Below are 12,047 nucleotides of genomic sequence, written 5' to 3' on the forward strand. Positions count from 1 at the left end.
CGCGAGCTTTGAGCGGTGCTTTCTGTCGTTTCAGATTTCTTCTCCCCACAATAAAACCACCCTGCTTATTAAGGGGGAGTAGGGGGCAAGCTAAGGGGGGATCGGATTCTATGCAGCCTCATAAAAAATTGGTATGAGCCCGATCGGACAAATCGCCGGTATTGATTCGATCGCGCGGTGTGGGCGAGAGTCGTCTGCCCGATCGCTAAATTTGCGCTTTCACCCAAGATCGAAAGGCTTTCATGGCGACGTTTCTGCCGGCTGTTTTGCTTTGCTGTAAATACTGGGGGATGAGCTCGGCGATTGGGAAGTTGGGAAACTGGAGACTGCGATCGGACTGTATGTATTTTCCATCTTGCAGTACGCCCATTTGCAGGTTGCGGCCGTTGTAGCGCCACAATTCGGGAACTCCTAATGCTTCGTAGTTGTTGAACTGAGTGCGAGATGTGAGGTCTATTTCTATGGCTAAATCGGGAGGTGGGTCAGTTTCTAGGTTGATGCGGTTTTTGCCTCTGACTGCTGCTTCGTTTTGAATGTAGAAACAGGTATCTGGTTCTACTCCTTGAGCCATTTTCTCATTTTTGAATGTGGTGGAACCCAGAGGCCAAAATTCGATGTCTAATTCTTCAAGGAGAATTTTTACTAAGTCGCTAATCAGGACTTTGGCAACCTCGTGTTTCATTAGCGGAACCATGATTTCTAATGTTCCTTTGCTGTATGAAAGTCGGGATGCGCGACTTTCTCCCAATTCTGTTAATAGGGTTTCAAACATCGGCCAGGTTATGTCTTTGAGCAATAGTTGATTTCCTGGCTGGACGATTATTTGTTTTAGTTCTAATAGCATAGTTTGTCTGTTTTAATTAGATTTGAAATATAAAATAATTTAAATTAATATATTTTAGCAATTCTGCATTTACGCGGAATTGATGTTAGAGATTAAGATTAAATTTATTGAAAGCTATCATGGACACCCTGTTACAGGATCATTTCCTTCAGCAGTTCTCATGCCTCCTATGATAGTTTCCACTATCGCACATTGCTTACCACCGCCGTTAACAGCAGAAACTGATACCACAAATCGTCCGGGAATTGCAGGATTTGTACTTGGTAATTTTTTTACATTACCCTGATAGTCAAAAATGATCGAGTTTAGGGGAAGATCAGTATCAGCAGTAGTTGCATTCGTTGAAAGTATAATAGTGCCTGGTTTGATTTCGCCTCCTACGTCAAAATTCAGTGTTTGTAGCGGAGGGTTTTGGGCGGGATCTGTTTTAATTGTAGCTGTTGGCGGGTCAGTAGCTGGAGTATTGAATGTAACTACTCGATCGCTCTTAGTTCGCTTTGCTTCGCTTTGTGCAAGTCGCAAGGTTTGGAAAACTCGATCGTTCACAGTGCGAACTCTTTGTCTGTTGATGAAGGCCAGCCAGCTTGGAGCTGCGATCGAAGCGAATATACCTAAGATCAGCACTATGATCAGCAATTCTATAAGGGTGTAGCCTTTATCGCCCTTTCTGGATCTAGTATTTGGGAAATTGGGGGTTGCTTTGGTGCGACTACTCTGCAAAACTTTTAATAATATTGGGATTTTCATGTTATTCTCCTGTTTTATATGCTAGTGATACGATTCCGAAATGTATTTCAGACACAAGTTACTGTCCTAACGCGCCGCGACCTTGTACTTGCACGCTTGCTGTTGGGAAAAATGCCGAGTTGTCGGCGCTGGAAACAACATTACTATCTTGAAGACGGCGGAGGCTGTTTCCTCTGATAGTAACTCTCGCTATGTTTTTCCCTGGCGCTGAATCTACACAAGCGTAGAAGCTATTTATATTTGGATTTGTTACTCTTAGAGTGTCTTCTGAGACTGCGGTTGGTGTCGCTGCCCCTGGTAATGTAACATTCGGATTGCCTAAAGCAGTCTGACATTCAGTGGCTGACAATGCCTTCGGAGTATGGTCTATATAATTGACCAGAACCTCACTCTGTAAAGCATTCACTCCCGCTAGAGTTGTCACATTATTTCTGGGATTGTTAAAGTCAAAAGCTAAATTAAAAGCAGGGCTGGGTATTTGACTGTTAGTTTTTACCTCGCCGTCGCCGTAGTAACGAGTTGCGAGAGTTATTCCACTTGCGTTTTTCACGATGCCCTCGTTAATCTCATAGCGCTCTATGCGTGATGGGCAGTTGCCGTTGCTTCCTGACGGCTGACACCAAATAGAGTTAAGAGTGGTTTCTCTAACCAAATAGTAAGCAACTAACGATCTTACATAGGTGTCGTTGCAAGGTTTATCTGTTATATTACATTCTCCTGGCGGTACGCGAGTAGCCGGGTTAGTCTCAACAGAGACAGCATTTTTAATCTGCTTCCGCTTCCAGAAAACGAGAATGGGAGTTCCCCCATTCGGATTTGGAAGTTGATCTCTGATACCAGGAGTTCCATCGGCAGCGGCGATATTGATGGTGTTATTATCGTAAATATAAATGGCTTGACTCAAATCTTGGGCGATGAAATCAACTGCCGCCTGAATGTCTTGCTCGGTGTTTGACTTGACTTGTTCCCTCCTGTCGGTATTCAGCATATCCACTACAAAGGCGAGCATCGGCGTGATGATTAAAAATGCCATAATCGCTCCGACCAACAGCTCGACTAGAGTCATGCCCTTTTCTTTTTGAGCTACCCCGGAGCGGTTTTGCTGGTGCTGAGTTTTCAGAAGCAACCTGAGTAAACTTTTCATTTTGACTTCTTCCTTGGTCAATTAATGAGAGGGATTTTGATTTGATAACAAGGCTTTGATTACTTACATAAGGGGTCGTTAGCTGGTGCACCGGGATTAAGACGAGAACATAATGATTGACGCGCCGAACCACCTGCATTAGTAGTAGGTGGGATTTCTGTGTTCATTACCACCAAAGGCGCTTTAGGGTTGCCGAGCCCAGAATTAGCAACTGATTGCTGTTCGGTTTTCAGATCGGTTGTTCCAGCATCCGCTCTGTATACGCGAACTTTTAAAGAATAGCCTGTATCTGTCGGCTGAGTCCCAGAAGAACGAATACCCTGAACGTAAAAGTCTTTTTTGCTAACACCACAGTTGTCACTCGTTTGCTCTGACTTAAAACAGTACAAATCCGCGAGGTTTGTAGGAACAGGAGGCGGAACGACATCGGAGGAGATAGGAAACCCGGGCGGGCTAGCTGGGGTTGAGCCGGTTGGTCGGATCGCACCTGTTCTAAGAGCGTCAATGTAAGCTTTCGCGGCCTGCGTGGCCAGTTCCACCCGCCGCGCTTGGACGCGAGTTGCTACTGAGAAGGCCATCACGGGGGCGATCGCGATCATCAGCACCGAAACTACAATCATCGCTACCAATGACTCAATAATCGTGTAGCCGCCATCTTGTGAGTGGGATAAATTTTGATGTTGTTTTTGCTCAGTCATAAGTAGAAATCCGGTAATTGCGCGACAGAAAGTTAGAGGGTTAAGCGGGGCAGTTACTTGGTCTACTCGCAGTTGCATTCTTACCCGAACCCGGATTCTGATCGGGAGCAACAATTCCGCACATGAGAGTTGTTACCCACTCATCATTACGAGATACTTCCCGGAAATACTCAGCAGGCTCAGTCCTTGTCGAAGGAGTTGTGAACTTTTGGGTAAACAAGTCAGGCGGCTGAGATAACAAGCCCACGTCAAAACCCCAGTTTCGGAGGGGCGGGCTGAAATAAGGAACAAACCCCGCACCAGCATCAGTGTTGTACGTATTTGTGATGCTTGGGTTTGACGCAACAAGGGGAGTGCCTGCCGGTCTCTGAAGCTGAAACAGGCTGGCTAGAGATGCAGCCGGCACGCTTAGCTGGTAAGCTTGCGGCAAAATTGGCTGGTAGGGTGCAGTGCTAAAGGCGCTGCGGCTTTGCTGAATGAAAGAGCCTCGGATATTGGTAGCAAAGCCCCCGTTATCCCAGCTTTCCAAGAATCGGGGCAAGTTTTGCAAGCCGCCGTTAAAGTCTCCGCTGGTGAAGCCAGCATCAAGTGTCCGTGAAGGAGTGTCACCAGCTGCGATGAGCACATTGAATGGAGTATCTACAGCCTGGGATATCCACGCTGTAAATCTGGCATTAGTTGCGCCTCTTGGCATACTAGGCTCTGTAGCTGCTGCTGACACAGTTTGGATCTGCGGGACTGGGAGCAGTAGCGGCTGTGACCCGTTGAAGGGTAGTGGTGGTGCGAGTTGAATTGGCGCTGCTGGGCTTGGCGTTGGTCCTATTTCCGAATTGGGGGGTGATGGTACTGCTGCTAGAGTTGGTAGCGGTACATTCGATCCGTCGAAGGTGTTGGGCGCATTGGTGGCCGTGGGGTTGTTGACTACATAGGGAGCAGCATGGGTAGTACCAGCATTGAAGTTGACAGCACTCACACCGCCTTCGGCAAACCACAGAGAATTAGCTCTGGCAGCACCGACACCGGCTGCGATCGCTCGTCCAGGAGCAGCACCAATCCCTAAAGGCTGGAGAGCGGCGGTGTTTAGCTGGGTGAAATTAGTGGGATTAGCAAGATCGGCGTTTCTTTGAAAAGCCACGCGCCGGGGGAATCGCTGCAATGCAGTCACTGGGGGATCGACCGTTGACCCAGCTTGAAAAGTAGCAGCCACAGCTTGCGTTGGGTCAGTAGGTGGTGAAGTATAAGTTGTTGTGAGCGTCGGATCGGATGCCCTGAGTGGTGCTACTGCCAGAGGATTGACAAACCAGTCAGCATCGGTACACGCAGCCACCGGCAGTTTTGTGCAGGTTTCCATCACGTACTCTGGGAATGCCCCGCGCCGCTGGACGTGAGTGACAAAGTTGTTGAAGTAAGAACTCGTGAACAACCCAGCCGCAGGAAAAGCAGCCGTGTAGGTAGCGTCTGTCAGCACAGCAGGGGCCGCACCGGCAGTACCGACGAAAATGCCGTTAGTTGAAAACGCGCCGCTGGAAAGTCCGTTAGTGACAAAGTTGTTGTTGAAAAATCCTTGCTGTCTGCGCGGCCACACAGCAGCAGCGCCCGCATTGTTTCTCAGGTCAAAGTCTCCCTCGTTGCGGAAGCCAAAACGGTAATTTGAGGAGAGCAGGGTTAGTGAGTCTACCAGTACAGTTGCCGGTCTCCAGAAGTCGCCCAGGGTGCAGTTCGGGAGCCTCGGATCGAGCGCACGGCAGGCAAAGTTGGGGTTAAGGCCATTACTCTGACTGGTGCGAGCGTAAAAGTTTCCCCAACCTGCGTCTCCCGGAGCTGGCGGGGTTACCAACTGATTAAACTCTTCCACTGGCACAATATTATTATTGGGTGGATCGCCCGGAGCTGGGGGCGGGATGGTGCCGTGAAGGTTAAATCTTCCTTTGATGTAAGCTGGCAAATTCGATACCAACGTCAGCCCTTTTTCTCTGACTACCTTGTTTACGCTATTTTCTCCTGTGGCGTTTCCGCCGCGAAATAGCTGGTCTCCGTTAATCAGGACGATGCCGTTGGGTTTGCGGGTGGGGTCGAGCCGATAGTCTGTGGGACTTAATCTTTTGCTGTTTTCAGCATCTGCCGATCGAGCGCTGCGATCGGGCAATGCGTCGTCTCGGCTGGCATAGATAATCCCGCTGTTGGGCAGCAACCACTCGGGTGGAGTAGCGTTGGACCCTGCAACGGGCGCGCCGCGCAAGGCATTGATGTCTAACTGAGTAGCCCGAATTTCTAGGGGTTGCCGTTCTTCTAGGGGCTGGTCGTAATTGCCTGTTAAAGTTGCTGCTTGGGGATTGGCAGGCTGGGGCTGGGGCGGGGACAGGGGGCTGCTGAGGGTAAAGGCTTCGTTAACGTTTGTGTTCAGGTTGTCGCGATCGATCGCCTTGACTTCTCGACCGTTCAAAAATGCTACTTCTTGAATTGCCCCGTCGGGAATCGGAATCAGTTGACCACCGGGGGCGATCGTGCCGTCAAGTATCTGTAGCGCGCAATTAGTCGAGTCAATAGCAGCTTTTTGTGCTAGCGTGCGCTGGTCATTAGGGACTTGGAGGGCGGTTCTCAACGGCCCGTTGGCAAACCTACCGTCCGGGAAGACTAAGTTTGCCTGGGCTTCCAAAATAGCTTCTCCACCCGTAAGCAAGCCAAAGGCGTTCGGCGGATTAGAAGTAGCGGGAGTCAGTCTGACGGTGGGAGGGCCGTAGACGATGCCGTTGTTGGAGCCGATAAATGCCTGCTGTACTCCCCGTGTAACTGGTGATCGTGGTGTTACGTCTCCGCTGACATCCGTCAACCCTACGATGTTTCTGGCTGTGGAAGCGTTGCTGGGGTCGTAGTAGCTGCTGATACAGGCTACAGGGAGTTGCTGTGGCTGGGTTCCTGGTGCTGCTACTTGCGCTGCTGCTAGCACTATTGGGTCGTAGCCGGATTGTGCATAGTGATAAACGGCCGTTGCCCGCATCCGCAAGTCACCTTTGGCAAATTTGAAAGCCGTCGCGGGGGTTTCACCTGAAACAGGACTTGCTACTGCTTGTGGCAAGCCGATGTCTTGTGGTGTTGGTACTCCCGGCCAGGGAATCCAATTACCACCTACATTGTCATACACTTGCGACCCCGGCCCTAAAGGTGACATCGGCATTGAGTCTGGCCACACTACAGGGTACTGCTCCACCGACGCAGGAGTTGCAGGGTCGTCGTAAGTATTGTTGGCAGTGAAAACGGTTCCCGATGCCGGGCCACTTTTCAAGGTGGGAGCAAGAGGATTTACAGTTTCTATCCAACGGGGGGGCGGCAGGAAGGAGTTGGTGCGATCGTACACTCCAGCGCTGGTAATTACTCGCAGACCACCAACACTATCCAAGAAAGTTCTCGGTATTTCAGCCGCTGCTTTTTCCCAGAAACCATCTCTGTAAGGAGGAATTGTGTTGGATGGTGCTTCGCCTGTACCGTTGCCGCGATCTGTTGCTCCCGCGTCAGCTAGTTTGGTCACTTGCGGTGTGCGGGTGCGCTCTCCTCCGTCAGTCCATGTAGCTCCGCTTACCGATTGTTCGTCACTGACAAACTGGTTCTTGCTATCATCCCAACGCTTTTCTGGCAAGTTGTTGCCGACGGCGATTCGTTCGCCCAAATTTGTTTCGCTCTCACCTAGCTTGGGACCAGAAGCGGGATTTCTCGATAATAGCTGAGTCGTAGGGATCGTAATCTCAGCCCGTCCAGCGCCAGAGAGAGTACCTTTTACTTCCGATCCTATTACAGTAGTAGTAGTAGGAAGGCTCCACTTCTCAATGGGTCTGAGGCTATTCACACCATTGTCTTGAATAATGTAGGGAGCATCTGTCGGATCTACTCCTCGGTCTGCTGTTCCCGGAGGTACTTCTGCAAAAGGAACTTTCCGCAGCCGTGCTTTAAAATAATCTTCCAGTGCTTGATTGCGGGTCTGACTCTTGGGGGGCAGCATCGCTTGAATAACCTCAACCGGGTCGTTAGTAACTGGTGTGGCCTCTTGAGCTACTAACAGCGCATTTAACCGCGCGGAGTAAGCGTCGTTGTTGTACAGTACCCGAAGACTATTTTGCGTAACAGATTGATTGTTCGGGTCAATTGCTGGCGAAGGTAAGCTGCCTATAGTCGGTGGTGTTTCGCCGCTTTTTGTGAAGAGATGTACTTCTACGGGATTGTTGTTTGGTGGTGCCACTGTGCTGCCCGACCACCCGTTGACTACGTTACCTGCTACAACAATTTTGCTATTTTCTCGATCGTAAAAACAAGATGTCTGGCTGCTGACTTCAAATAGTCTAATTCTTCTGTCACCGCCTAAAGCCGATACCAATAAGTTGCTATTTGTGAGTATCCGCCCGTTTAGGCTTAGCGGAGGCCCGGGCGATATATCTAGATCGTCTTCATACACAACCGCATTGTTGCTGAGGGGGATGCGGCTTTGGTCTTGTTGGTATTCTAGGGCAGATACACTGGTAGTTCCCTGGAAAGCTTGATACTTATTATCCAACCCGTTGTCTGTGATATCTGTAGCTGTTATAGGTACGTTAACCGTGTAAACAAAGAAACTTTTCTGAAGCCTGCCACTTTTTCTCTCCCAACCCGAATCGCCCGCCAAACTTGCAACTGTTCCTTCTCCCTCAGTGCAAGCCGGGTTGAGAGTTCCTGTGTCCATTGGAGGTGTTCTCGCATCTAGCGACTTTCTCGCTCTGGCTACTGCTGCTCTTGGGGTGCGAAAGTATATTCCGTAAAGAGTAAAAGTATCAAATATCCCGTCGTTATTGGTATCGACTGGATATCTCCAGGCAGTATTTAGCGCCTCGTTTTCCCTTGCAGGCGAACCGATCAAAAGCTGTCCTTTTGGGTCGTCATTGCTGACACTACTGTCGCCGTTAAGATCGGATTTCAGGATCAGCCGCTGCTCGCCCTTAAAAGTATAAAAGTCATTTGTGGCATCATAAGACGACATCATCCGGTACAATTCTGTATCTGACGGAGTTGATGTCGGTCTTTGCGGGTCTTCCAGCAGCATATATTGAATTTTCGCTTTCGCCCGATCGAGCGCGGGAGTCGCGGCCGCCAGCACCTGCTGGTTCACGCGCACGTTGCGAGCAGTATTAGCCCGATCGAACGATCGCAGCGTAATCGCCACAGTCAACAAAATAACTACCAGCAACACCATCGTCACCGTTGGCAGCACAAACCCCGCCACAGGCAGTCTCGCCCTGCGGCCCATTGCCATGAGCGATCGCAGCATTGCTCTCATCAGCCGCTTCGCCCCGGATCTAGTAACACCAGCAACCCGCCGCAGCAGCGATACGATAACTTTGGATAATTTGCTCTTAAACATTGACGCCTTCCCGGATTTTTTCAGAGATGGTATTGCAGGTAGTTACTGCTTGCCTGTACGATCCCATCTTTATTGTTCCCATTTTCCCCAACATCCATATCAGCCCTTGCACAAATTTACAAAATGTGTACTTTGGCCCAAAAATAAAACCCACCAACCCCCCAACCAAGCTCACCGCCGATATATTTTTCCCCGAAAGATTTGCCCCGCAAGGATTAGAGCTCGGGAACTCCACTCTAGTCTAGTTAAATTGAAATGTCAGTGCCCAGCCACAAAATCAGTGAGATCGCCAAAAAAGTGCGATCGCGATCGTATCCGATATATTTCCGAGTTCTTGCTTTGTCGGCTTTGTTTGTGCGATCGCGTTGCTAGCGATTTCAATCGCCGGAATCTAGAATATAGAGTGGGCGATCGAATTTTTACTTTTACGTGTCAGTGCCATCGAATCTAAATTGGGCGATCGAATTTCTGTTTTGCATCAAAGTGCGATCGAATTGACCTATTGCAAAAATAGCTGGGACGGGCAAGATGCCCATCCCACAAAAAGTTTTTTTCTTGTGGAATGGGCCGGAGAGCCCGTTCCAAAATCTTACTTAAAAGGACTTTTGCAAGAGGTCTAATTTCTGTTTTGCCTCAAAGTGCGATCGAATTTCCGTAAGGCCGTCCAGCCCGCCGGTACAACTGCAAAATATCAACCTAGAACCCATGAAACAAACTCCCAAACCCCCCGAATTCATCATCATCGGCGTCCAAAAAGGCGGCACAACATCCCTGTACAACTACCTAATCCAACATCCCCAAATCGCCCCCGCCACCCAAAAAGAAATCCATTACTTCGACCTCAACTTCCACAAAACCCCCGACTGGTATTATTCCCAATTTCCCCAACCAGAAAGCGGCGAATCCCAACTAACAGGAGAAGCCAGCCCTTACTACATTTTTCACCCCCACGTTCCCCAGCGAATTTACGATTTATTTCCCAAAGTCAAAATAATCGCCCTGCTGAGAAACCCAATAGAACGCGCAATTTCCCACTATCATTACTATATAAAAATCGGATACGAATCGCTGTCTCTCGAAAGTGCGATCGCCTCCGAACCCGAAAGACTCAAAGGCGAAATGGAAAAACTCCTAGCCAACCCAAACTACTACAGTTACGAGCACCAACACCACACCTATTTAAGCCGCGGCATTTACGCCGACCAACTTCCAGCCTGGATGAAACTATTTCCAAAATCACAAATCTCAATCATCAAAAGCGAAGACTTGTATAGCAACCCATCGCAAATCCTCAACACCGTTCTCGAATTTCTAGACTTACCGCCCCACCAACTAGAAACCTACGGAAAACACAACTCCAGCGAATATCCGCCCATCAGCGAGACAGTATACGAGCAATTGAGAGCATATTTTCGATCGCACAACCAAAGACTAGCCGAAATGTGCGATCGAGACTTCGGCTGGGATTAATATCGAATATCCGTAGTGTGCAATAGTTAAAGATTTTTGAGGCACGCAGTTGCGCTTCAGCGCTCTTTCATAGATTTTAAGGATCGCAAATTAAATAACTTGCAATTTCAATTGTTATTGTGGGATGGGCGTCCCGCCCGTCCAAAAAGGGCGGGCGGGACGCCCAACCCCTACTCCCCACAAACTTATGTAAGTTATTTAATTCTCATTCCTAAGAGTGCTTAAGCGCAACTACGTACCTTTTTTAATGTGTCAGTTGCGCTCAGGACTAAAATAGACCTCTTGCAAAAATAACTAGGACGGGCTCTCCGGCCCATCCCACAAAATTTTTTTTCTTGTGGAATGGGCCGGAGAGCCCGTTCCAAAATTTGATTAAAAGGATTTTTGCAAGAGGTCTAATATTAAGCAGCAGCCGTAGCATTTGCTTCCAGAGGCTCGATTTCCTCCGGCGTAGCGTGACGGCGCGGATCGTTAAAACTGCGTGCCGCTAGCCAGTTAGGATTTTGCGCCGCCTCGCAACCAATCACGTAAAGCGAAGATTGGTTAAAAGCAGCCCAGAGAGCATCACAAGCCTGTTTATCCATCAGTGAATCGGCGATCGGGCGATCGTGAATCAGAGCAAATAAATCAAACTCATTTCGTTTTGGATTCCACTGATATTGCAAAGTAGGAGCATAACCCATTTCGATCAATTGTGCGATCGCGCGATCGGGCGTATATCCGTCCAAATGCACCCGATTGAGATAGATAGACACTTGGACATACTCATCTCTGGCAGGTAGCAGTCGGTAATTCGAGTCAGTCATCATTATTTGTCTCCGTGCAGTAGTAATAAGAGCGGCCTGCAATATCGGGGCGTTTTTCAGCCTTCATTTTTTGCTGAGCACATCGTCGCTTAGCATAAAGGTCTTTTTCAATTTCAGTCTCGCCTGGGGCATAAAAAGGACGGTGAGGAAGCAGTTCGGCTTCTAAATCCTCCCAAGATTTCTCTGGGTTATCTGAATCTCTCAGCATTTGTCCCTCGCGGTTTGTTCGAGGATGCCGTTTATTCGATATAGTCGATCGGTCATCAGTCTGTTTCCTCAGTTTTGGCGATCGTCTTGACGCGCTGCGGCTTTGGCTCTAAAACAGGTTCGTTTTCCTGTAACCAAGTTTCGATGTACTCCAACAGAACCTCATTCATGCTGAGGCTACGGATGGCGCAAGATGCTTTGAACTTGGCTCTTGTCTCTTCAGGTAGATAGATTTTTACGGACACAGTTTTACTTGTAGTCAAAGTTTCCATATCGCTATATCGATTTGTCTATGTGTCTAGCCTGACACACAGGCGCGCGATCGGATAGGGGCGCTTATCGACATAAGGACTTATCGGCTTGTCCCTATATCGATACAATAACAGACATAGCCAAAAAACGACAACCGCGCCGAGTTCCCCCTCGCATCTCCCTTAATAACGGGATAAGGGGTTGACTTTGAGCGGAATCTTGTCCCCCCCTTATTAAGGGGGGTTAGGGGGGATCTAAACTGTGCTAGAAACGAGATATAGATGAGGACTTTAAATACTCATGCCCCCCTTAATAAGAGGCGTTAGGGACTATCGAAACGAAGGTATAAACTAGACACATTCCTGATTAAGGGGGCGAAAAGAGCGATCGAACTCCACGTTACTACTTAGCCCCTCGATCCCCCTAGCCCCCCTTAATAAGCAGGGTGGATTAATTGTCATCCTAGAAATAGGTACGTAGTTGGGCTTTAGCCCTC

Annotated in this window: 9 protein-coding genes; 1 reads left to right on the forward strand and 8 read right to left on the reverse strand. The window is 48.9% G+C overall.

What is annotated here, in order from left to right; translation table 11 throughout:
• Positions 1-205: 205 nt before the first annotated feature.
• The 5 genes from QUB70_RS28995 to hpsA all read right to left on the reverse strand — a co-directional run bounded on the left by QUB70_RS28995 (position 206) and on the right by hpsA (position 8,816).
• The gene (locus tag QUB70_RS28995) at positions 206-844 is read right to left on the reverse strand and encodes a Uma2 family endonuclease (RefSeq protein WP_332985073.1); all 639 of its coding nucleotides are present in this window, start codon (positions 842-844) and stop codon (positions 206-208) included.
• 117 nt (positions 845-961) lie between these two features.
• Positions 962-1,591 (reverse strand): pilus assembly FimT family protein, encoded by a 630-nt coding sequence (locus tag QUB70_RS29000; protein ID WP_332985075.1) that lies wholly within the window; start codon positions 1,589-1,591, stop codon positions 962-964.
• 58 nt (positions 1,592-1,649) lie between these two features.
• Positions 1,650-2,735, reverse strand: a complete 1,086-nt coding sequence (gene hpsC, locus QUB70_RS29005; protein ID WP_332985077.1) for a hormogonium polysaccharide secretion pseudopilin HpsC — start codon at positions 2,733-2,735, stop codon at positions 1,650-1,652.
• Between the two features lie 59 nt (positions 2,736-2,794).
• Positions 2,795-3,433, reverse strand: coding sequence for a hormogonium polysaccharide secretion pseudopilin HpsB (gene hpsB / locus QUB70_RS29010; RefSeq protein WP_332985078.1), 639 nt, complete (start codon positions 3,431-3,433; stop codon positions 2,795-2,797).
• 40 nt (positions 3,434-3,473) lie between these two features.
• The gene (hpsA, locus tag QUB70_RS29015; protein ID WP_332985079.1) at positions 3,474-8,816 is read right to left on the reverse strand and encodes a hormogonium polysaccharide biosynthesis protein HpsA; all 5,343 of its coding nucleotides are present in this window, start codon (positions 8,814-8,816) and stop codon (positions 3,474-3,476) included.
• A 705-nt stretch (positions 8,817-9,521) separates the two neighbouring features.
• On the opposite strand from hpsA, the gene QUB70_RS29020 reads away from it, so the two are divergent.
• Positions 9,522-10,286: a sulfotransferase domain-containing protein gene (locus QUB70_RS29020; protein ID WP_332985081.1), complete on the forward strand. Its 765-nt coding sequence runs from the start codon at positions 9,522-9,524 to the stop codon at positions 10,284-10,286.
• Between the two features lie 401 nt (positions 10,287-10,687).
• Here QUB70_RS29020 and QUB70_RS29025 read toward each other — a convergent pair whose 3' ends face one another.
• Genes QUB70_RS29025 through QUB70_RS29035 form a run of 3 tightly spaced genes read right to left on the reverse strand, consistent with a single transcriptional unit; the run spans position 10,688 to position 11,571 of the window.
• On the reverse strand, positions 10,688-11,095 hold the full coding sequence (locus QUB70_RS29025; protein ID WP_332985083.1) for a hypothetical protein: 408 nt from the start codon (positions 11,093-11,095) through the stop codon (positions 10,688-10,690).
• The gene (locus QUB70_RS29030; RefSeq protein ID WP_015177674.1) at positions 11,085-11,300 is read right to left on the reverse strand and encodes a hypothetical protein; all 216 of its coding nucleotides are present in this window, start codon (positions 11,298-11,300) and stop codon (positions 11,085-11,087) included. Before QUB70_RS29030 ends, QUB70_RS29025 begins: the two co-directional genes overlap by 11 nt.
• 55 nt (positions 11,301-11,355) lie before the next feature.
• Positions 11,356-11,571: a plasmid partition protein ParG gene (locus tag QUB70_RS29035; protein WP_332985085.1), complete on the reverse strand. Its 216-nt coding sequence runs from the start codon at positions 11,569-11,571 to the stop codon at positions 11,356-11,358.
• Between the last annotated feature and the right edge of the window lie 476 nt (positions 11,572-12,047).

The sequence above is a fragment of the Microcoleus sp. A003_D6 genome, from assembly GCF_036702825.1.
Lineage (GTDB): Bacteria > Cyanobacteriota > Cyanobacteriia > Cyanobacteriales > Microcoleaceae > Microcoleus.

What these genes read in the sequence shown, in the direction of transcription:
- hpsC (WP_332985077.1), bottom strand. Translation starts at nt 2,735, where the DNA reads ATGAAAAGTTTACTCAGGTTGCTTCTGAAAACTCAGCACCAGCAAAAC.
- QUB70_RS29035 (WP_332985085.1), bottom strand. Translation starts at nt 11,571, where the DNA reads ATGGAAACTTTGACTACAAGTAAAACTGTGTCCGTAAAAATCTATCTA.
- QUB70_RS29000 (WP_332985075.1), bottom strand. Translation starts at nt 1,591, where the DNA reads ATGAAAATCCCAATATTATTAAAAGTTTTGCAGAGTAGTCGCACCAAA.
- hpsB (WP_332985078.1), bottom strand. Translation starts at nt 3,433, where the DNA reads ATGACTGAGCAAAAACAACATCAAAATTTATCCCACTCACAAGATGGC.
- QUB70_RS29025 (WP_332985083.1), bottom strand. Translation starts at nt 11,095, where the DNA reads ATGATGACTGACTCGAATTACCGACTGCTACCTGCCAGAGATGAGTAT.
- QUB70_RS29020 (WP_332985081.1), top strand. Translation starts at nt 9,522, where the DNA reads ATGAAACAAACTCCCAAACCCCCCGAATTCATCATCATCGGCGTCCAA.
- QUB70_RS29030 (WP_015177674.1), bottom strand. Translation starts at nt 11,300, where the DNA reads ATGCTGAGAGATTCAGATAACCCAGAGAAATCTTGGGAGGATTTAGAA.
- hpsA (WP_332985079.1), bottom strand. Translation starts at nt 8,816, where the DNA reads ATGTTTAAGAGCAAATTATCCAAAGTTATCGTATCGCTGCTGCGGCGG.
- QUB70_RS28995 (WP_332985073.1), bottom strand. Translation starts at nt 844, where the DNA reads ATGCTATTAGAACTAAAACAAATAATCGTCCAGCCAGGAAATCAACTA.